Source organism: Lactobacillus xujianguonis (assembly GCF_004009905.1).
GTDB classification, from domain to species: Bacteria; Bacillota; Bacilli; order Lactobacillales; family Lactobacillaceae; genus Lactobacillus; species Lactobacillus xujianguonis.
This window is the reverse complement of sequence record NZ_ML136871.1, coordinates 58,309-79,138: the sequence shown is the minus strand read 5'-3', so window position 1 is coordinate 79,138 and position 20,830 is coordinate 58,309. Positions and strand designations below refer to the sequence as shown.

18 protein-coding genes and 1 pseudogene are annotated in these 20,830 nt (G+C 35.7%); 15 read left to right on the top strand and 4 right to left on the bottom strand.

The window, feature by feature from the left end; translation table 11 throughout:
• The first annotated feature begins 50 nt into the window (after positions 1–50).
• The 10 genes and pseudogenes from EJK17_RS00360 (at position 51) to EJK17_RS00315 (ending at position 9,731) form a co-directional block, all read left to right on the top strand.
• Positions 51–440 carry a hypothetical protein gene (locus EJK17_RS00360; protein WP_103661164.1) on the top strand — a complete coding sequence of 130 codons (390 nt, stop codon included), beginning with the start codon at positions 51–53 and terminating at the stop codon, positions 438–440.
• Between the two features lie 457 nt (positions 441–897).
• On the top strand, positions 898–1,080 hold the full coding sequence (locus tag EJK17_RS00355) for a hypothetical protein (protein ID WP_103661165.1): 183 nt from the start codon (positions 898–900) through the stop codon (positions 1,078–1,080).
• 181 nt (positions 1,081–1,261) lie between these two features.
• A pseudogene (locus EJK17_RS00350) lies at positions 1,262–1,501 on the top strand (DNA-processing protein DprA); the annotation flags it as partial.
• A gap of 138 nt (positions 1,502–1,639) precedes the next feature.
• Positions 1,640–3,748, top strand: coding sequence for a type I DNA topoisomerase (gene topA, locus EJK17_RS00345; RefSeq protein ID WP_103661166.1), 2,109 nt, complete (start codon positions 1,640–1,642; stop codon positions 3,746–3,748).
• Between the two features lie 106 nt (positions 3,749–3,854).
• On the top strand, positions 3,855–5,171 hold the full coding sequence (trmFO, locus tag EJK17_RS00340) for a methylenetetrahydrofolate--tRNA-(uracil(54)-C(5))-methyltransferase (FADH(2)-oxidizing) TrmFO (RefSeq protein ID WP_103661167.1): 1,317 nt from the start codon (positions 3,855–3,857) through the stop codon (positions 5,169–5,171).
• A complete protein-coding gene (gene xerA / locus EJK17_RS00335) occupies positions 5,171–6,100 on the top strand; it encodes a site-specific tyrosine recombinase/integron integrase (RefSeq protein ID WP_127796093.1) in 930 nt (309 codons plus the stop codon). The genes trmFO and xerA overlap by 1 nt, the downstream gene beginning before the upstream one ends.
• Complete coding sequence (hslV, locus tag EJK17_RS00330) at positions 6,097–6,621, top strand: HslVU peptidase proteolytic subunit (RefSeq protein ID WP_103661169.1); 525 nt, start codon at positions 6,097–6,099, stop codon at positions 6,619–6,621. The genes xerA and hslV overlap by 4 nt, the downstream gene beginning before the upstream one ends.
• Before the next feature lie 9 nt (positions 6,622–6,630).
• Complete coding sequence (hslU, locus tag EJK17_RS00325; protein WP_103661170.1) at positions 6,631–8,025, top strand: ATP-dependent protease ATPase subunit HslU; 1,395 nt, start codon at positions 6,631–6,633, stop codon at positions 8,023–8,025.
• Between the two features lie 150 nt (positions 8,026–8,175).
• Complete coding sequence (locus EJK17_RS00320) at positions 8,176–9,066, top strand: aldose 1-epimerase family protein (RefSeq protein ID WP_103661171.1); 891 nt, start codon at positions 8,176–8,178, stop codon at positions 9,064–9,066.
• Between the two features lie 53 nt (positions 9,067–9,119).
• On the top strand, positions 9,120–9,731 hold the full coding sequence (locus tag EJK17_RS00315) for a type 2 periplasmic-binding domain-containing protein (protein ID WP_103661172.1): 612 nt from the start codon (positions 9,120–9,122) through the stop codon (positions 9,729–9,731).
• A gap of 99 nt (positions 9,732–9,830) precedes the next feature.
• On the opposite strand, the gene plsY is transcribed toward EJK17_RS00315, so the two are convergent.
• Complete coding sequence (gene plsY / locus EJK17_RS00310) at positions 9,831–10,463, bottom strand: glycerol-3-phosphate 1-O-acyltransferase PlsY (RefSeq protein WP_103661173.1); 633 nt, start codon at positions 10,461–10,463, stop codon at positions 9,831–9,833.
• 95 nt (positions 10,464–10,558) lie between these two features.
• Here plsY and parE point away from each other — a divergent pair, with 95 nt between their 5' ends.
• The 5 genes from parE to EJK17_RS00285 all read left to right on the top strand — a co-directional run bounded on the left by parE (position 10,559) and on the right by EJK17_RS00285 (position 17,834).
• Positions 10,559–12,505 (top strand): DNA topoisomerase IV subunit B, encoded by a 1,947-nt coding sequence (gene parE / locus EJK17_RS00305; protein WP_103661174.1) that lies wholly within the window; start codon positions 10,559–10,561, stop codon positions 12,503–12,505.
• A 16-nt stretch (positions 12,506–12,521) separates the two neighbouring features.
• A complete protein-coding gene (gene parC, locus EJK17_RS00300; protein ID WP_103661175.1) occupies positions 12,522–14,999 on the top strand; it encodes a DNA topoisomerase IV subunit A in 2,478 nt (825 codons plus the stop codon).
• 128 nt (positions 15,000–15,127) lie between these two features.
• The gene (locus EJK17_RS00295; protein ID WP_103661176.1) at positions 15,128–16,081 is read left to right on the top strand and encodes a LysR family transcriptional regulator; all 954 of its coding nucleotides are present in this window, start codon (positions 15,128–15,130) and stop codon (positions 16,079–16,081) included.
• Positions 16,082–16,229: 148 nt separating this feature from the next.
• A complete protein-coding gene (locus tag EJK17_RS00290; protein ID WP_103661177.1) occupies positions 16,230–17,165 on the top strand; it encodes a manganese-dependent inorganic pyrophosphatase in 936 nt (311 codons plus the stop codon).
• A 72-nt stretch (positions 17,166–17,237) separates the two neighbouring features.
• On the top strand, positions 17,238–17,834 hold the full coding sequence (locus EJK17_RS00285; protein ID WP_103661178.1) for a peptidylprolyl isomerase: 597 nt from the start codon (positions 17,238–17,240) through the stop codon (positions 17,832–17,834).
• 39 nt (positions 17,835–17,873) lie between these two features.
• On the opposite strand, the gene EJK17_RS00280 is transcribed toward EJK17_RS00285, so the two are convergent.
• The 3 genes from EJK17_RS00280 to EJK17_RS00270 form a co-directional block, all read right to left on the bottom strand.
• Positions 17,874–18,227, bottom strand: a complete 354-nt coding sequence (locus EJK17_RS00280; RefSeq protein WP_103661179.1) for a helix-turn-helix domain-containing protein — start codon at positions 18,225–18,227, stop codon at positions 17,874–17,876.
• 1,234 nt (positions 18,228–19,461) lie between these two features.
• Positions 19,462–20,340: a DegV family protein gene (locus EJK17_RS00275; RefSeq protein WP_103661180.1), complete on the bottom strand. Its 879-nt coding sequence runs from the start codon at positions 20,338–20,340 to the stop codon at positions 19,462–19,464.
• A 74-nt stretch (positions 20,341–20,414) separates the two neighbouring features.
• Entirely contained in the window at positions 20,415–20,828 is a 414-nt protein-coding gene (locus EJK17_RS00270) for a MarR family winged helix-turn-helix transcriptional regulator (RefSeq protein WP_103661181.1), read from the bottom strand.
• Positions 20,829–20,830: the final 2 nt, after the last annotated feature.

Genomic DNA, 20,830 nt, shown 5'->3' with positions numbered 1-20,830 from the left:
TTCCTGGGGTGGCTTTTTTTGCGTTATAATTTTATAAATGAGGTGAAACTATGGGATTAGTAATTCAAGCTTTAGATCCAAGTAAAGAAGAAGTATTAAAAGAATTAGAATATGACTATATATCTTACGAAAATTTGAGAATTAATTTACTGAAAGCACTCAATATTCCCTTTCAAATTTACAAATATCAGCCCACTATGAATTTGATAGTTCTTTGCTTTGACAAAGGTGCCTTAAAAAATGAATATCAAGAAGCTTTTGTTTTATTAACTCAACCATTTTATATCGGTCAAACTTTAACAAGCCATACATTAAGAACTATCTTTAATTATATTGACACTAGTGATTATGATAAAAGTTCACATACCAAAGCAATTAATACTTTTTATAATTTTTTGAAATATTCAGTTGACCATAATTGCAGGTGGTATTTCTATTAATGATTCAAGACCACTCTAGAGCTTACGCTCTGGGGTGGCTCTTTTGTATTTTTATTATAAATTCTATTGACATTACACGTTATAGCGTGTATTATAATAAGTGAAAGGAGGAAAGAAATATGGAAGTTAGGAGGTGATGAAATGAAAAAAGAACAAAATAAAAACCACAAATCAGAGTTCACTTCAAAATAAACCTCTGGTTTGTAGTTTTTGAAATTACCCTTAATTGGTAATACCTGAAAGGGGAGGGAACGGTACTCCCTTCCTTTTCTCTGTATTTAATCTTAATTGATTGAAAGGCATTTTACAAATGAAAAATTTGAAAATATCACGTAATAGTAAAAATGTTAAATATTCTTTAGCATTTTATCCAAAAAGAGCATTATTAATTAGTATATTTCTTGTACTTATTATTTCATTGTTGAAATTAATCAAAGTATTTTAAGGAGAACAGCATATGGCTGAGTTAAGTGAAGCACGTAAAAAAGCAAATGCAAAATGGGATGCAAAAAATAGATCTAGAAAGAATTACATTACTAAACGTTCAGTTGCTAAAAATTTTATTCTTAAACTAGCTACTAAGGAAGATCTTAAGCAAATCAAAGAATATATTCAACAAAGAGAAAAAGAGCTACAATAAATCTATTAGCGGTAAGAAATTCTACGTGAACTTATTGCAGATGAATCAGCTTTTAGGATTGACTGATTCATTGAATCCTATGTTTAAAGTCACTCATTTGTGAGCGGCTTTTTTAGTTGACACACAAAAAGTCACACAGTTACAATGAAAATCTTATCATATTAGTATCTAGTTATATTAATTCTTATTCCCTCAACGCAATCGTATATTAGCGGGAATTAGTGATAGTGTGATTGTGACGGAAGCTAAAGAAAAATCAGGTTCCCTAATTACAGCTAATTTAGCTTTACAGGAAAATCGTAATGTTTATGCTGTTCCTGGTCCAATAACGAGTCCATTATCTGAGGGTCCTAACCGGCTAATTGAAGTGGGAGCAACACCAATTGTTGATTTTAAGCTTGAAACTGAAAATATTTTTTAGAAGAAAAAAGCAGATAAATTTGTCAGTATTGCAACACAATTTTTAGGAAACAATATAGAAAGATTTGACAATTTTGCTCTCAATATCTTATTCTCTGAATAGTACATCAAAAAAATAATTTTTATGAGGAGGCATTTGATGCCTACTAAAACAAAAGCGAAGAAAAGAAATACTAAAAAAACTTTGGTGATCGTGGAATCACCTGCTAAAGCAAAAACAATTGAAAAATATCTTGGAAGCAAATACCACGTAATTGCTTCTAAAGGACATATTCGTGACTTACCAAAATCACAAATGGGAATTGACTTTGACGATAATTACAAGCCAAAGTATATTTCAATCCGTGGTAAGGGTGACACTATCAAGGAACTAAAAAAAGAGGCTAAAAAGGCTAAAGAAGTTTACTTGGCTTCCGACCCCGATCGTGAAGGGGAAGCCATTGCTTGGCACGTAGCTCACGCCTTGAATCTTGATGAAAAAGCTAAGAACCGGGTTACTTTTAACGAAGTTACTAAGGATGCGGTTAAAGAAAGCTTTAAGCATCCTCGTACAATTGATATGGATACAGTTGACGCCCAGCAAGCTCGCCGGGTGTTAGATAGAATTGTGGGTTATTCTTTATCACCAATTTTATGGGCTAAAGTTAAGAAGGGCTTAAGTGCAGGTCGTGTTCAATCTGTGGCTCTAAAGCTGGTAATTGATCGCGAAAAGGAAATTAAAAACTTTAAGCCAAAAGAATATTGGACGATTGATGCCGAATTTACTAAGGGTAAAGAAACTTTTAAGTCGAGTTTTTACGGTGTTGATGATAAGAAGAAAGAACTGCCTAACAATGATGCTGTGAAAGAAATCTTGGCTAAAATTGATAAAAAGAAAAAGTTCACAGTCGAAAATGTAGTTACTCGGCAAAGACGTCGGCAACCTGCAGCTCCATTTACTACTTCAACCATGCAACAAGAAGCTAACAAGCGTTTAGGTTACCGTACTAGAAGAACAATGGGAATTGCGCAACAGCTTTATGAAGGAATCAGCTTAGGTAAGCAAGGAACAGTTGGTTTGATTACTTATATGAGAACTGACTCCAAGCGGACTTCTCCTGTCGCCCAAGCTGAAGCTTCTAAGTTCTTACACGAAAATTATGGTGCTGAATATGCAGCTAAGAGTCAGCGTCACTTCAAGAACCAAGAAGATGCCCAAGATGCCCATGAAGCAATTCGTCCAACCAGCGTGTACCGCACGCCCGAATCCTTAAAGAAGGTTTTAACGACTGAACAATATCGATTATATAAATTGATTTGGTCACGCTTTTTGGCTAGTGAAATGACGCCAGCAGTCTATGACACAATTAGAGCTGACATTACCCAAAATGGGGTTATCTTTAGAACAACCGGTTCTAAAATGAAATTTGCCGGTTTCACCAAGGTTTATGATAATCAACAAGAAAAGAATGTGGAATTGCCAGCCCTAGAGGAAAACGATCAAGTGAAGATGGCTCGTTCAGATAACAAGCAGCACTTTACTTTACCACCAGCTCGCTATACTGAAGCTAGTTTAGTTCATGCTTTGGAAGAAAATGGTGTTGGTCGTCCTTCAACTTATGCCCCTACTATTGATACCATCCAGCGCCGTTATTACGTTAAGCTGGAAGGGCGGTCAATTGTGCCAACTGAATTAGGTGAAATTGTGGACGGCTTAATTGAGGAATTTTTCCCAGATATTACTGACGTTGACTACACCGCGCGTTTAGAAAGTGATCTTGATAGTGTCGAAGACGGAGATAAGAATTGGGTAAAGGTCGTCGACGATTACTACCATCCTTTTAAGAAGGAATTAGAAAAGGCCGATACTGAAATTGAAAAGGTTCAGATTAAAGATGAACCTGCCTGCTTTAACTGTGATATTTGTGGCGCACCAATGGTCATCAAAATGGGTCGCTATGGTAAGTTTTACGCATGTTCTCGTTTCCCAGATTGTCGTAATACTAAGCCGATTGTTAAGAAAATCGGTGTGGTTTGTCCTAAATGTGGTAAAGGGGATGTTGTTGAGAAGAAGTCAAAGCGAAATCGTAAATTCTATGGCTGTTCTCGTTACCCTGAATGTGACTTTGTTTCTTGGGATCAACCGATGGGGCGTAATTGTCCAAATGATGGTCACTTCTTAGTTCAAAAGAAGACAAAGAAGGGCTTAGTGGTTTTGTGTCCAAATGGTGATTACAAAGAAGAACCACGCGAAGATCAAGATAAATAATTTATAAAGATTAAGAGATATCATCAAACTTTTGTTAAGTTTGATGATATTTTATAATATATAAAGTAATTAATTAGAAATTTAAATTTAGTAAAGGGTGAATTGAATGCCTGAAAATGTGACAGTTATCGGTGGAGGACTTGCTGGTAGTGAAGCTACCTGGCAATTAGCCAAGCGAGGAATTCATGTCGATTTATATGAAATGCGACCACAAAAAATGACACCAGCTCATGAAACAGGAGAGTTTGCGGAATTAGTATGTACAAACTCCATGCGCTCAAATCAACTATCTAATGCTGTTGGTCTACTTAAAGAAGAAATGCGGCGGATGGATTCATTAATTATGTCTGCTGCAGATAAAACCCAAGTTCCAGCTGGTGGAGCTTTAGCGGTTGATCGTGATAGTTTTAGTAAATATGTAACTGAAAAGATTCGGAGTTTGGACAACGTCACTGTTCATGATGAAGAAATTACTGAAATTCCTAAAAAAGGTATTACAGTTATTGCAACCGGTCCATTAACCAGTGATGCTTTGGCAAAACAAATTCAAGAGTTTTCAAGTACGGACAGTTTACACTTCTTCGATGCGGCAGCTCCTATTGTGGCAGCTGATTCAATTGATATGGATATTGTTTATAAAAAGTCTCGTTATGACAAGGGTGAAGCTGCATACTTAAATTGTCCAATGACTAAAGAGCAATATGAGAAATTTAGTCAAGAATTAATTAATGCAGAAACTGCAGAAATGCACGGCTTTGAAAATAGCGATGTTTTTGAAGGCTGTATGCCAATCGAAGTTATGGCTGATCGTGGTGCTAAAACTATGCTCTTCGGACCATTAAAGCCTGTTGGATTAGAAGATCCCCATACAGGAAAAACGCCATACGCAGTTGTCCAATTACGGCAAGATAATGCGGCGGCATCAATGTATAACATTGTTGGTTTCCAAACTCACTTAAAGTATGGTGAACAAAAGCGGATTTTTTCAATGATTCCTGGCTTAGAAAATGCCCGTTTCGTACGGTATGGCAAGATGCACCGCAATACTTATATGGCTTCTCCTGAAGTTCTAACTGCCAGTTATGAGGCCAAAAAGCAGAAAGGCTTATTCTTTGCTGGTCAAATGACTGGTGTTGAAGGTTATGTTGAAAGTGCTGGCTCTGGTTTAGTGGCAGGAATTAATGCTGCTAGAGAAGCATTAGGAGAAGAACCTGTTGCTTTTCCAGTGGATACCGCTTTAGGTTCAATGGCTCATTATGTGACCACAACCAATGCACAACATTTTCAACCAATGAATGCTAGTTTTGCTTTATTGCCAGCATTAGAGGGTAAGAAGATTCGTAAAAAACGTGACCGTCACCTCAAGATTAGTGAACGCGGGTTAGCTAGTTTGGCTGATTTTAAGGCTGAAGTGTTAGAGTAATGACGCAAGCAGATAAAGACGAATTAACGCTTTTTATTTCGTATTTACAGTTTGAACGGCACTATAGTTCAAAGACGATTCGCTCCTATCAGACTGATTTGCTTGAGGCCAAGAAATTTTGGCAAGAAAAACAGTTGTTTAAAAGCTGGAAAGAGATTAAAAGTCATGACATTGAATTGTACTTGCAATCTTTAGTCGAAGCAAAGCTTGCACGAACGACGCAAATGCGCAAAATGTCGAGTTTGAGATCTTTTTACCGTTTTTTGACTAAGCGGAAGTTAATTAAGATTGATCCAACGCAAACTATTTCTTTACGCAAGGAACATAAACGTTTGCCGCAGTTCTTTTATCCGCCTGAAATTAAACAAGTTATTGCTTCGCTTAAAGGAAACAAACCCCTGAATTTGCGTAATTTGGCAATTTTGCAGTTGTTTTATACAACAGGGATGCGGGTAAGCGAAGTTAGTGATTTAAAGCTTGCACAAGTAGACTTTAAGCTTCGAACAATCTTAGTTCATGGTAAAGGAAACAAGGATCGCTATGTCGCTTTTGATCAAAAAACGCAGCAAGCGTTAGAGAATTATCTAAATGATGGTCGTCCGCAGCTTCTGGGTAGTAAAGATGATCAGGGAAACTTGTTTTTAAATAATCAAGGGGCAGCGTTATCAGAGCGCGGGCTTGAATATATTATTCAAAAGATATTTAATCAAGCAGGGATTGCTGGTAAGGCGCATCCCCATGAATTGAGGCATTCATTTGCGACTGCAATGCTTAATAATGGAGCTGATCTAAGAAGTGTGCAAGAATTATTAGGACATAGTAATTTATCAACGACTCAGATCTATACGCATGTAACCATGGCGCACTTGCAAGCCGAATATGATAAGTTTTTCGTGAGAAATGATGAAAAGGATGAAGATAGAAAATGACAACAATTTGTTCTGTTAAGTTTAATGGTAAGACTGCAATTGCAGGGGATGGACAAGTAACTTTAGGAGAAAAAGTAATCGCAAAAGCTTCAGCAAAAAAGATTCGCCGGATTTACCATGATCGAGTAGTGATTGGCTTTGCCGGTGGGGTAGCTGATGCGGTTAGTTTACAAGATATGTTAGAAGGAAAGCTTGAAAGCTATAGTGGAGACTTGCGCCGGGCTGCAGTTGAAATGGCCCAAGAGTGGCGCAAAGATCCAACCTTGCAGAAATTAAATGCAATGTTAATTGCTTTTGATCAAAAAGACTTGTTGTTAATCTCTGGTAACGGTGAAGTGCTGGAACCAGATGAAAATGTAGTTGCAATTGGCTCAGGTGGTAATTTCGCCCAAGCTGCTGCTATTGCAATGACGCGTCATGCAAAAGATATGCCAGCGCAAGAAATTGCACATGAAGCGGTTAAAATTGCATCAGGGATTGACGTCTTTACTGATGATCAAATTACAACAGATGAACTTTAGGAGATAAAAATGGCAATTAAAACACCTAAAAAGATTGTTGAACTTTTAAACCAATACATTATTGGACAAGATGAAGCAAAGAAGTCAGTGGCGATTGCTTTATATAACCGGTATCGGCGGATGCAATTATCCAAAGAAATGCAAAAAGATATTACCCCTAAGAACTTGTTAATGGCTGGACCTACTGGGGTCGGTAAGACAGAAATTGCTCGTCGTTTAGCAGATATTGTTGAAGCACCTTTTGTAAAGGTTGAAGCAACTAAATTTACAGAAGTTGGTTATGTCGGTAGAGATGTCGAATCCATGGTTCGTGATTTAGTCGCTGAAGCAGTCCGTATGGAAGAAAAGGACGAATTCGAAGCAGTTAGAGCCAGAGCTGAAAAAGAAGCTAACAAGCAATTAGTTCGTTTGCTAGTTCCAGGCATTAAGCATGAAAATCGAGAAAACCAGATGCAAGAAATGATGAACATGCTAATGGGCGGAATGAACCAAGGCAATAATTCTTCAGATCAAGAAGAAGTCACTGACGATATCCGTAACCAACGCTTGACGGTAGCTGAACAACTACAAAAAGGATTATTAGAAGAGCGTGAAGTGACAATCGAAGTTGAGCAAGCACCAAAAGTTAACCCAATGAATGACATGATGGGTCAAATGGGCATTGATATGAGCTCAATGATGAATAATCTCATCCCTAAGAAAAAGGTTAAGCGCACTTTGCCGGTTAAAGAAGCCCGTGAAATTTTGATTCAAGAAGAATCACGTAAATTAATTGACTATGATTCTCTCTACCAAAAAGCAATTGAACGGACTACTAATAATGGGATTATCTTTATCGATGAAATTGATAAAATTACTGCTGGTAATAAGAAGACCAGTGGTGAAGTCTCACGTGAAGGTGTGCAAAGAGATATCTTACCAATTGTTGAAGGCTCCACTGTTCAAACTAAGTATGGTCCTGTAGCAACTGATCATATTCTCTTTATTGCTGCTGGTGCGTTTGCTGAAAGTAAGCCAAGTGATTTGATCCCTGAATTGCAAGGACGTTTCCCAATCAGAGTAGAATTAAACGCTTTAACTAAAGATGATTTTGTTAAGATTTTGAAGGATCCAGAAAATTCATTATTGAAGCAATATATCGCTCTAATGAAGGCTGATGGTATTAAGTTAATCTTTACTCAAGAAGCAGTTGAGAAGATTGCGGAAATTGCTTATGAGGTTAACCAAGGTACTGATAATATCGGTGCAAGACGTCTATCAACGATTCTCGAAAAACTACTTGAAGATGTGCTTTATGAAGGTCCAGATATGGAAATGGGCGAAATCACGGTTACTGAAGCATATGTTGAAGAAAAATTGCGTGATATTATTACTAATAAAGACTTAACCAAGTTCATTTTGTAAGATTAGAAATACTGTTAAAAAAGCTGATGTCAAAAAAGATATCAGCTTTTTTCTTTTAAAGGTGTAAGCGGTACATCTAGCAAAATCTTTGTGATACAATTAACAATAAGAGCGATAGTTGTAAAATGATTTTGAATTAAGGATATAACAATGGATTACGTAATTAAGAATAATATGTTGACGGTTACGATTTCAGATAAAGGTGCTGAAATTCAAAGTGTAGTTGGAGCTCATACAGGTCATGAATATATGTGGCAAGCAGATCCAGAAATTTGGGGTCGGCATGCACCAGTTTTGTTCCCGATTGTTGGTCGACTTAAAGATGATGAATATACTTATCAAGGCAAAACTTACCATCTGGGCCAGCATGGCTTTGCTCGAGATCAAGTGTTTGAAGTTGAACATCAATTTGATGAAAGTATTACTTTTTTGCTTAAGGATAATGAAGAGACGCGGAAGATGTATCCTTTCAAGTTTGAATTGCGCGTAAATTATAATTTGATGAATAACCTGGTTGAAGAAAACTTCAGCGTTATTAACAAATCAGATGATGAAATGATCTTTGGAATTGGTGGACATCCTGGCTTTAATGTACCAGTTGATAATGATTTGACTAAAAATGATTACTATTTTGCCTTTCATCCTTCAGAAACTAGAGTTCAAATTCCGCTAAAAGGCTCTTATCTAGATTGGGATGCTCGTTCTCTTGCTTCTACCGACAGTTTAATTGAACTGAGTGATGGTTTGTTTAAGAATGATGCCTTAATTTTTCAATTAAAGGGACATGATAACAAGGTATCGCTTAGAACTGAAAAGAACAAGTTTCATGTTAATGTCTGGACTAGAAATGCTCCATTTGTAGGAATCTGGTCGCAATACCCTAAGACGGCTGATTATGTTTGCATTGAACCTTGGTGGGGCATTGCTGATCGCTTAGATACTGATGGTAAACTAGAAGATAAATATGGCATGAATCATTTAGCTAAAGGTGAGAAGTTTGATGCTGGCTTTAGCATGACTTTTCACGGTGAAGAAGAATAATAAAAAAGCTCTGGGAAGCCAGAACTTTTTTAGTTTTTAAAGGAAAAGAATTAATGAGATTAGGATATTTCAAGAAATTTGGAAGCGTTGATTTTGAAAAAATTAAAGAATTAGCCGGTCAAGAGCAGATAGAGTTGCAATTAGTCCCTTTATCGCAAGAAGAAAGTTTAACGGCAATTCAAGATGGACAAGCTGATTTAGTGGTAACTAGCATAAGGGATAGCAAGATTGATGAAAAGCTAATTTCTAGGAATGAACTTGAACGGTGTAGTTTAGTAGCAGTATTGCAAGTCGAAAATTTTGATAAAAATGAACAAACAGTCGAATTAGCTGAATTACATGCTATTCCAGATATGTTAGTGGCTACAGTGAGTGAAGAACAAGCAGAATTGCACTATCATCGTGACCTCTTAGCAATTTCTAGTCCACTGATCGCGGTTGAAAGTTTTAATGAAGCAGCATTAATGGCAAGCTCAGGTTCAGGATACTTCTTGATGAATGAAAGAACCGCTAAATTGTTAGTGAATGACCAACTGCAGAAGCTCTTTTTATTAAATAACGGGGTTCAGCTAAAAGAAGATTATAGTTTGCTAACTGCTAAAAACGAGAGTAGCAGGCAGCTAATAAGAGTTGAACAGATTATTCAGGATTATTTTAAAGAATAATTCAAAATGTTACTTGCGAACAATAGTTTGTAATCATATAATAGAGAAGTAAATAAAAACCAACAAGCTTAATCCTTGTTGGCTATTATTTATTTTAGTTTATTCTTTATTATGATATTTCTTATACCAATAGTAGAGACCGAAGGGAACCATGTTTTCTTGATGATGTTCTAGGCGCACGATATTGCTACGGTGACTCCAGTAAATGAGAATCACTAGGATTCCACTGATAATGCTTAAGGCAAGATCGTGGAAAAAGAGAGAAGCAATAAAGATCAAAACAATTGAAATAAGACTCGCTAAGGAAACCATGCTTGTAATTAGTAATAATGGGATGAAGATAAGTGCACAGATCAAGAAGAAGTGAACATTATATCCCAGAAGAAAACCAGCTGAAGTTGCGACGGCTTTTCCACCTTTGAATTTAAGAAAGACGGAAAAAGCATGTCCGAGAATGGCAGCTAGACCGAAATACAAGCAGTAGTAATGCGGACCAAAGTTAAAGAGTTCAGGTAGAACCGTTGCTAATGTTCCTTTGAAGAAATCAATCAGAAAGACAATGATTCCTGCTTTGGGTCCTAAAACCCGGAAGGTATTAGTAGTTCCAATATTACCTGATCCGTACTGCCGGATGTCTTTATGAAAGAAGGTTTTTCCTACGATCACTCCTGTTGGGAAGGATCCAATCAAATATGCTAAAATAAATAACGATGCAAATTTTAGTGCAAACATAATTAACCACTCCATTTAAAACTATGGCTATTTTAGCAAAATTTAACTTGTAAATATATGGGGTTGGCAAAATAAAAATAGGTGGAGGAATTTTAGTGGCTAAAGCTAATACATATGATGATTCTTCAATTCAAATTTTACATGGCCTAGAAGCTGTTAGAAAACGGCCGGGAATGTATATTGGCTCAACTGATATTCATGGTCTGAATCAACTTGTCTATGAAATCGTTGATAATTCTGTTGACGAGGCAATGGCTGGCTATGGTAAGAAAATTAACGTAACCATCCATAAAGATAATAGTGTTACTGTTCAGGATTTCGGTCGAGGGATGCCTACTGGGATGCATAAGTCTGGTAAGCCTACGATTGAAGTTATTCTGACGGTTTTACACGCCGGTGGTAAGTTTACTGAACAAAACTATAAAACATCTGGTGGACTGCACGGGGTTGGCTCTTCCGTAGTTAATGCTCTTTCAAGTTATATGAAGGTTAGAGTTGTCCGTGGTGGTAACGCCTATGAAGAAGAATTTGAAAATGGTGGTCATCCCATTGGTACATTAAAGTGTGTTGGTAAGACCAATGATAAAACTGGAACAACCATTACCTTTAAACCAGATGCAACTATCTTTTCAACCGTGAAGTATAAGTATGAAACCATCCAAGAACGGATTCGTGAATCAGCCTTTTTATTAAAAGGGGTAGAATTCAATTTAACTGATGAACGTGATCCTGAACATCATGATACTTTTAAGTATGATGATGGGATTAAATCTTTTGTTTCTTACTTAAATGAAGGCAAAGGGACAATTAGTGATGTCTTTTACTTTGATGGTAAGCAAGACGGAATGGAAATTGAATTTAGTGGTCAATATAGCGATGGTTATTCTGAAAATCTCGTTTCCTTTGTTAATAATGTCCGGACGGCTGACGGTGGTACCCACGAAGCTGGTGCTCGTAGTGGTTTTACAAGAGCCTTTAATGACTATGCCAAAAAGCAAGGGCTTTTGAGTAAAAAGGATAAGAACATCGATGGTTCAGACTATCGTGAAGGTCTGAGTGCTGTTTTATCTGTTAAAATTCCAGAAGAATTACTTGAATTTGAAGGACAGACAAAAGGAAAGCTCGGTACGCCACAAGCACGTTCAGCAGTTGACGCCTTAGTTTATGAAAAAATGTCTTACTATTTGATGGAAAATGGTGAGTTAGCCCAAGAATTGGTTAAGAAGGCACAACGGGCTAGGGATGCGCGTGAAGCTGCTAAAAAGGCTAGAGATGAAAGCCGTAATGGTAAGAAACGGCGAAAAAAGGAAGTCCTTTCTGGCAAGCTTACACCTGCTCAATCTAGAAATCCTAAGAAAAATGAGCTTTTCCTAGTCGAAGGTGATTCTGCCGGTGGTTCCGCAAAGCAAGGTCGTGACCGTAAATTCCAAGCAATTTTGCCATTGCGTGGTAAAGTTTTGAATACGCAAAAAGCCAAGTTGAAAGATATTTTCAAAAATGAAGAAATCAACACCATGATTTATACGATTGGTGCTGGCGTAGGAACGGAATTCAAAGTCGATGATTCTAACTATGACAAAGTTATTATCATGACTGACGCCGATGATGATGGGGCACACATTCAGATTTTGTTATTAACTTTCTTCTACCGGTATATGAGACCGATGATTGAACAAGGCAAAGTTTATATTGCTCTTCCTCCACTATATCGTCTGCAAAAAGGTCGTGGCAAAAAAGCTCAAGTTGAATACGAATGGACTGATGAAGAGTTAGCAGCGGCCGAAAAGAAAATGGGCCGTGGTTATTCATTGCAACGGTTCAAAGGACTCGGTGAAATGAATGCAGAGCAGTTATGGCAAACGACAATGAATCCTGAATCTAGAATGCTAATTCGGGTTCGGATTGATGATGCTGCGTTAGCTGAAAGACGAGTAACAACCTTAATGGGTGATAAAGTGGCTGCTAGAAGAAAGTGGATTGAAGAAAACGTTAAGTTTAGAATGGGCGAAGAAGGCTCCCTACTAGACGCAGATAACGATTAAAGAGGTTTTTTAGTTAATGGCTACAAATGAACGAATTCGTGAAATGCCCCTTGAACAAGTGATGGGGGAACGTTTTGGACGTTATTCAAAATATATTATTCAAGAAAGAGCCTTACCTGATATTCGTGATGGATTAAAGCCGGTACAAAGACGAATCCTTTACGCAATGTATCAAGATGGAAATACTTATGACAAGCCATTTAAGAAAGCTGCTAAAGCAGTTGGTAATATCATGGGTAATTTCCACCCACACGGTGATAGTTCTATCTATGGTGCGTTAGTTCACTTATCGCAAGATTGGAAGATGCGTGAACCACTCGTTGAAATGCACGGAAATAATGGTTCAATGGATGGCGACGGTCCAGCCGCCATGCGTTATACGGAATCAAGATTAAGCAAAATTTCAAACCGCTTATTGCAGGATATTGATAAAAATACAGTCAATATGGTTTTGAACTTCGATGATACCGAATATGAACCAACTGTTTTACCTGCTCAATATCCGAATTTACTAGTTAATGGTTCAACTGGAATTTCTGCCGGTTATGCGACTGAAATTCCACCACATAATCTAAGTGAAGTTATTGATGCTACAATTTATTTATTGAAACACCCTGATGCTAGTTTGGAAGAATTAATGCAGTTTGTGAAAGGACCTGATTTTCCAACTGGTGCCATTGTCATGGGAACTAAGGGCATCAAAGAAGCCTATGAGACTGGTCGTGGTCGTATTCAGGTTCGAGCTAAAACTTCAATTCAAGAAATTAGAGGTCATCGTCAAGAAATTGTCGCTACTGAAATCCCATTTGACGTTAATAAAGCCTTATTAGTTAAAAAAATTGATGAAATTCGACTTAATAAGGAAATTGATGGGATTGCTGAAGTACGTGACGAAACCGACCGACACGGTTTGTCAATTGTAGTTGAGTTGAAGAAAAATGCGGATGCCCAAAATATCTTAAATTACTTATTTAAGAATACTGATTTGCAAGTTTCTTACAACTTTAATATGGTTGCCATTGATCACATGACTCCTGTTCAAGTTGGCTTAAAACGTATTTTAGAGGCTTATTTAGAGCATGATGAAGATGTCATTATTAAACGGACCAAGTATGACTTAAGTAAGGCAGAAGCCCGATTAGAGATTATTCAAGGATTGATCCATGCCATGGATATCCTTGACCAAGTTATTAAGACTATTCGTGCTTCTAAGAATAAAGCCGATGCCAAGAATAATTTGGTGAAGAAGTTTGATTTTACTGAAAAGCAAGCCGAAGCCATTGTTTCTTTGCAATTGTATCGTTTAACTAATACGGACGTTGATGCCTTAGTTGCTGAGCAAACAGATTTGAATAAGAAAGTTGAAGTTTATCATCAATTGCTATCGGATCGAAAGACATTAGAAAAAGAAATCATAAAGGAACTTCGCGCAGTGAAGAAAGAATTTGGTAGTGAAAGACGGACCCAAATTTCTCATGAAAGTGCGAAAGTTGAAATTGATGAGAAGGCCTTGGTTGCTGATGAGCAAGTTAGAGTTCTGATTAGTCGTGACGGATATTTGAAGCGCTCTTCTTTAAGATCATTCCAATCAACTGATGACGATGATAATGGCTTACCAGATGGAGACAAGGTAGTTTACGAAAAGACTGTTTCAACCTTAACTAATTTATATCTCTTTACTAATCGTGGAAATGTCATTTTTAGACCAGTGCATGAATTAGTTGAAACTAAATGGAAAGAGACAGGGCAGCACTTGTCACAGGAAATTGGTTTAGCAAGTGATGAACAAATTATCCGAGTCTTCGAATTTGATAAATTAGATCAAAAGCTTAACTTTTTGATGGCAACTAATGATGGCTATATTAAACAATTACAATTAGCCAATTTACAACCAACAAGAACATACCGTTCACGGGCAATGACGGCGATGAAGATGAAGACTGATGAGAGTCGACTTTTGCGAGTAGACTTGATTAACGAAAACACAAATGATGAGATTGTTTTGTTCACCAAACGTGCTTATGCAATTCGCTATGATGTTGCCGAAGTGCCAGAATCAGGAGCTAAGGCTGTTGGGGTTAAATCTGTTAATTTGAAGGATGATGATTTCGTCGTCGGATATGTACTTGCTGATCCTCAATACTTAGATTTAATTAAAGTGGGATTGATTACCCAACGTGGTGCCTTTAAACAATTTAAGTTAGAAATTGTTAATAAAGTCTCACGTGCTAAGCGCGGAGTATTAGTTCTGCGTGAATTGAAAACTAAGCCACATCGAATTGCCAGCTTAGTTTCATATGGTCAAAATCATGAATTGCTTTTGACTACCACTAGTGATCGTCATATGACAATTAGAACCAACGAATTCCCATTAACTGACCGGTATTCAAATGGATCATTTGTAATTGATCCTACGGTTGATGGAACGCCTACTATTATTGAATTAGGACAACCAATTAGTGATGAAAACGAAAATGTTTCTGAATTATTCTAATTAATTTATGGTTACCCTTAGAGAGTGTTAATGCGTATGTTTTGCACTCTCTATTTTTGGGTAGACAATGAGAGTGTGATGGGATATGGCTTATTGTTGAATAATTTTTTAGAAAGAAGCTAATCGCTATGCCAAAAACAGATACAATACTTTCAGCAAAATCATTAAGATACTTTTTGCAGTTGATTGATACGATGAACTATACTCAAGCTGCGCAAATTTTGGGAATTACGCAACCAGCTTTAACCCAGCAAATCAAGAAGTTGGAACACGCAATTGGAGTCCCATTATTTGGGCAAATGGGCAAGAAGCTCTATTTGACTGAAGCAGGTAAAGAAATGGAAACTGCTGCAGTTGAATTATTAGGGACAATTAATTCTGTAGTTAATGATATTCAAGAATTTACACAGGCCGATAAAGGAAGTATTTCAATTGGGATCCTTGAAAATCTTGATTTAAATATTTTCCGTAAGTTCTTGATTGAATTTAATAAAGAATTCCCTGATGTTACGATTGATGTAAATAGTTTTAATCGGCGTGAATTGTGGCAACAATTGGATAATAACTTGATTGATATCGCTATTATGTACTTACCTGATACTACTAAGCGTAACAACATCAATTTGCAACAGCAATATGATCACTCTGAAGTATATGAAGACCAAATGGTTGTCTTAACCCATAAAGATACAGTAGATGCAAATGAAACCTATCCAGTTTCACGCTTTACCAAGAGAAAGTGGGTAGCATATCCTAAGACCTTCTACCTTTCTAAATTAATGGACGATGTCTATGGAAAGAAGAATAAACCAATCATTCCAATGAGATTTTCTTCAACGAGTGATCTGGTTAAAGTTGCAGAAAACTCAGATTTAGATACCTTTGTTACTAAATCTTATTATGAAGCCCATAAGCAAAAGATCTCATTAACACCGGTATTCCTTAAAAACAGCAAGAGCTTTGAAATTTCCTTAGTTTACAGAAAAGGTAAGATGGAAATTCCAAGAATCGAAAACTTGCTGACAGCTTGGGCAGATTTTTTGAAACAAAAAGACTATTCAAGTAGATTACAAGATAGATAACTTTTTAGGCCGATCATTGATCGGCCTTTTTTTAGTGTGATAGAGAACTTAAAAAGTTGTCTACCGATAGAAAATATCCTATAATCGAAGATGTACAAAAAACGTGATATAAAGTACATTATATTAAATAAAAAAGTGAGGAATTTTAATGGAAAAAGAATTAATTTTTGGTCACCAAAATCCTGATACTGATGCCATCGGAACAGCTATTGCATATTCATATTTGCAAAATAAGTTAGGTTATAATACTGAAGCTGTAGCTTTGGGTGAACCTAATGATGAAACTGCATATGCTTTAAAGAAGTTCGGTTTTGAAGCTCCAAGAGTTATTAAGACAGCAGCAAATGAAGTAAAGGCTGTTATGTTGGTTGATCATAATGAACCTCAACAAAGTGTTTCAGACATTGATCAAGTTAAAGTTACTCACGTTGTGGACCACCACAGAATTATGAACTTTAATACTGCAGATCCACTTTACTATCGTGCAGAACCAGTTGGCTGTACTTCAACTGTAATGTGGGAAATGTTTAACGAATTAAACGTTGAAATTCCAGAAAAATTAGCTGGTTTAATGCTTTCTGCAATTATTTCAGATACCTTATTGTTGAAGTCACCAACTACTACTGATAAGGATAAGAAGGCTGTTGAAGCTTTAGCTAAAATCGCTGGCGTTGATTATCAAGAATATGGTCTTGCAATGCTTAAGGCGGGTACTAATATTGCTTCTAAGTCAGAAGAAGAATTGATTGATTTAGATGCTAAGAGCTTTAGCTTGAATGGCAACAATGTTCGTGTTGCTCAAATCAACGTTGTTGATTTACCAGAAGCCTTAGAACGTAAGGATGCTTTCTTAAAGGCAATGGAAAATTCTTCTAAGGATGATGGCTATGACATGTTTATGCTTTTGATTACCAATATTTTGGATTCAGATTCTGAAGCTTTGGTTGTTGGTAGCGATGATAACAAAGCAACCTTTGAAAAAGCATTTGGTAAGAAGTTGACTGATTCAGAAGTTAAGTTACCAGGCGTTGTTTCAAGAAAGAAGCAAGTAGTTCCACCTTTGACAGAAGCTTTTGAAAATTAATTAAACTATTTTTCAGAAGAAGAGATGACTAGGAAGTATCATCCTAGTCATTTTTTATTTATAGGAGAAAGTATGATAGAAAAAGTAGTATATCCACAATTAGAATTGGAAAAGGCTGAAGGTCCTAAAGCTGTTTTAAAAACTAATCATGGTGATATTAAGATTCAATTGTTTGAAAAGCTTGCACCAATGACAGTCGAAAACTTTGTAAGATTAGCCGAAAAGCATTATTATGATAAGACGACTTTTCATCGAGTAATTAGTGACTTTATGATTCAAGGCGGGGATCCTAAAGGTGATGGCACAGGTGGCGAAAGTATCTGGGGTCATCCATTTGAGGATGAGTTCTCACGTCAATTATTTAATTTACGTGGTGCTTTATCAATGGCCAATGCGGGTCCTAATACAAACCGCAGTCAATTCTTTATTGTCCAAAACAAAAATATGCCTAAAAGATACATTAAACAAATGGAGCCAGCTGGCTATCCTAAAGAAATAATCAAGGCGTACAAGCAGGGAGGAACCCCATGGCTTGATGGCCGGCATACTGTTTTTGGTCAAGTAATTGAAGGTATGGATGTTGTTGATGAAATTGCCAAAGTTAAAAAAGATAAATTAGATAAACCGCTTGAAGATGTAATCATCGAGAAGATTGAAATCAGCAATTAAAAAATAAGATGTAACTTTTGAAGAGTTACATCTTATTTTTTAATCAATTTCTTTAAGAATGACAATCAAAGATTTGCAGACACGTTCTGCCTGACCTTTAGGTAGTTTTCGTAATTCGTTTACTACTTTTTGAATAAAGATAGGTGTATTGTCCTTTGGACCATCTGATTTTACCTTCTTAAAACGATATGCACTATTAATTAGCTCAGGAGTAGTAGTATTAAGTGCGCGAGCAATAGCATCTAGCTTTTGAATACTGATATTTTGATCTTTTGTTCTTTCCAGTCTAGAAATGAAATTTACTGAAAGATCACTTAATTCCGCTAAATCCTCCTGGGTTAATTTTTGTTCACGACGACGACGTGAAATTTCTTCTCCTAGATTAATATTCATGAAGCGATAAATCCCTTTCACAAAAAAGTTATAATATTATAAATATAGACTATATAAAAACGAAGCAAAACTGAATAGATTATTTTAATGAAATTGACTACTAGTATATAAATATGTATAAGAAATTATATAGCGATATACTAATTTATATGAGAAATATCAGAGAATTCGTCTTCATATAGATTATTTACCTAGATATTATAGTACTATAAACTATCATTGTTAAACTTTTAGACTTAAAACTCATAGATATTCTTAGATTTTATAAAAGTGTTTAAAAATAGCAAATCTTATGCAGCGAAAGTGAAGTAGGAAATAGGAATTTGGTGTTCGCTATATCTTCGTATAATATATATTATGTAAAGTAATAACCGATTTCAGCAAAGAAGCTTAAAGTATGCGTAGTAAGATCTATGACTTGTAATCAATTTGTTGTTGAAGTCATTTTAAGAAACTGTCAGCAATTAAAAACTTTTAGACGTCTAGTTAGTTAAAAACGTTTTGCTGATGCTGAGACGACGATTCTAGCGCCTTTAAATTTATAAATGATTGATAGTTGATAATTTTAATTGAATACTTTCTGCCGCACATTGATATTGATAATCATTCAGGCTATTAAAAAAAGATTTAAACGAATATACACGTAAGAGAATCAATTTGAAAAATATTTAGCTCTAAAAGATTAATATTTTAACTTAAAAAGCAAGTATTGATTATTTAAATGATACAAACAATCAGCAATAAGCTAAAATTACTTACTAAAGTATTTAGAACACAGGTTTGATTAAAGTGCCTCTTTTAATGAGAAACATATTAAAATCAGACTATACAACTATTTTTTAAACTTACAATAATAATTCGAATATTTGATTTGTTGAATTTCAAAATATAAAACTTACTAGAAATAATTTGAGCAAATTTGAATATTTGAGAATCAACAGTTTGATTTTCTTTAAGTGACTAAATAAGAATTTATCATACCAAAACAATGCCTAATTTAGCAAATAAAATATCAGGATGCATAGCTGGATCGCTAAAGTCTTCTTGGAAAAGCTATATAACACTTTTGTTATTGCATATTTGAAGTATTAATCACCTATTGTAGAAATGCTACTCATTGCTAATAACTATTTAGTTATATTGCAAAGCAGCAGTTCAAACTCTATAATAAATTTGTTATAGCTAAAACAGCAAAAAATAAAAGGCAAATCATTTAAGACTCACCTTTTATTTCCTATTTAGTTAAATCAATCTTATCAATATCAATCATCCACGCAATCGCAATTGATTTTTCACCTAAGTGTGTCGCAATTACAGGACTGAATTCAGCTACATCTATTGGCATATTTGGAAAATTAGTAGTTAAGAATTCCTTGATTTGCTGCGCTTGAACTGAATCATTTGAATGAAAAACAAATAATCTTAATTTATCTTTATAATCTAATCCAGCTGTTTTTTGTAAGGTTAGATTCTCGATCTTAGTAACCGCGCGTTTCATAGAGCGAATCTTATCAAATGCGATAATTTTACCATCTTCAAAGGTTAATAAGGGTTTTATATGAAGCATAGTACCAATAAAAGCACTTGCATTACTTAGACGACCACCGCGACTTAAGTTTTTTAAGTCATCAACTACAAAAAATTCATTAATAGTTTTACTGATTTTGTCAAGATGATTGATAATTTGCTCTGGTGCTAAGCCGTTTTTGATCATTCTTGCGGCTGCTAAAACTAAATAACCTTGCAAACGAACTGTCATCTTTGAATCATATGGATATAAATGATATTGTGGATTGTTTTTTGCAATATTCTGTAGAGTTTGGTAATAACCAGAGATACCACTGGATAAAGTAATATCAATAATTGCTTCATATCCGTCTTCATGTAATTTATTGTAAAGCTCAATCATCTTTCCCATACTTGGTTGAGAAGTTTTAGGGAATTCAGCACCATTTCTTTGAGTCTCGAATAATTGCTCAGAAGTAATATTGACACCTTCTAAATATTCTTTATTCCCAATAATAACTGGAATCGGCATCACGATTACATTGTTTTCTTTAACTTCTTGAGCTGTTAAGACACTAGTACTATCAGTTACTAATGCAATCTTCATTATATAACCCCTTTATTTTTGAATTTGTCTAGGCAATTATAGCATAAAAACTCGCCTAGTTCGAATTGTAACGATTAAGCGAGTTCCATTGCATTAGAATATTCAACTACTTTTTCTAATTCCTTAGTAAATGAAGATAATTCGTGCTTAGTTAAGGAAGAGAACAAATTAGATTCTATTTGAATTAAAAAGCCCTGCAGTTCTTTGACTTTATTGATTCCAGCCTCATTCAATTTAACATTTTTACTAGAATCTTTTTCAGATCTAACAATTTCAATGTAACTTTTGGTTCTTGCTTGTTGTAATTGGCGACTCAAAGTAGATAATGAAATATTCAGTCCCTCTGCCAGGCGTCCCATTGTAAGCGGACTATTATCATTCTCAGCAAAATATAGTAATAATCGAGTTTGTGAAAGATTTAAACCGCATTTGTGATTTATTTCTTTTTTAATATTGTCAGCCACGGCGCTGAATAGTAATACATCCATAT

Coding starts and splice junctions, on each gene's coding strand:
- EJK17_RS00360 (WP_103661164.1), top strand. CDS start 51: ATGGGATTAGTAATTCAAGCTTTAGATCCAAGTAAAGAAGAAGTATTA.
- EJK17_RS00355 (WP_103661165.1), top strand. CDS start 898: ATGGCTGAGTTAAGTGAAGCACGTAAAAAAGCAAATGCAAAATGGGAT.
- topA (WP_103661166.1), top strand. CDS start 1,640: ATGCCTACTAAAACAAAAGCGAAGAAAAGAAATACTAAAAAAACTTTG.
- trmFO (WP_103661167.1), top strand. CDS start 3,855: ATGCCTGAAAATGTGACAGTTATCGGTGGAGGACTTGCTGGTAGTGAA.
- xerA (WP_127796093.1), top strand. CDS start 5,171: ATGACGCAAGCAGATAAAGACGAATTAACGCTTTTTATTTCGTATTTA.
- hslV (WP_103661169.1), top strand. CDS start 6,097: ATGACAACAATTTGTTCTGTTAAGTTTAATGGTAAGACTGCAATTGCA.
- hslU (WP_103661170.1), top strand. CDS start 6,631: ATGGCAATTAAAACACCTAAAAAGATTGTTGAACTTTTAAACCAATAC.
- EJK17_RS00320 (WP_103661171.1), top strand. CDS start 8,176: ATGGATTACGTAATTAAGAATAATATGTTGACGGTTACGATTTCAGAT.
- EJK17_RS00315 (WP_103661172.1), top strand. CDS start 9,120: ATGAGATTAGGATATTTCAAGAAATTTGGAAGCGTTGATTTTGAAAAA.
- plsY (WP_103661173.1), bottom strand. CDS start 10,463: ATGTTTGCACTAAAATTTGCATCGTTATTTATTTTAGCATATTTGATT.
- parC (WP_103661175.1), top strand. CDS start 12,522: ATGGCTACAAATGAACGAATTCGTGAAATGCCCCTTGAACAAGTGATG.
- EJK17_RS00295 (WP_103661176.1), top strand. CDS start 15,128: ATGCCAAAAACAGATACAATACTTTCAGCAAAATCATTAAGATACTTT.
- EJK17_RS00290 (WP_103661177.1), top strand. CDS start 16,230: ATGGAAAAAGAATTAATTTTTGGTCACCAAAATCCTGATACTGATGCC.
- EJK17_RS00285 (WP_103661178.1), top strand. CDS start 17,238: ATGATAGAAAAAGTAGTATATCCACAATTAGAATTGGAAAAGGCTGAA.
- EJK17_RS00280 (WP_103661179.1), bottom strand. CDS start 18,227: ATGAATATTAATCTAGGAGAAGAAATTTCACGTCGTCGTCGTGAACAA.
- EJK17_RS00275 (WP_103661180.1), bottom strand. CDS start 20,340: ATGAAGATTGCATTAGTAACTGATAGTACTAGTGTCTTAACAGCTCAA.
- EJK17_RS00270 (WP_103661181.1), bottom strand. CDS start 20,828: ATGGATGTATTACTATTCAGCGCCGTGGCTGACAATATTAAAAAAGAA.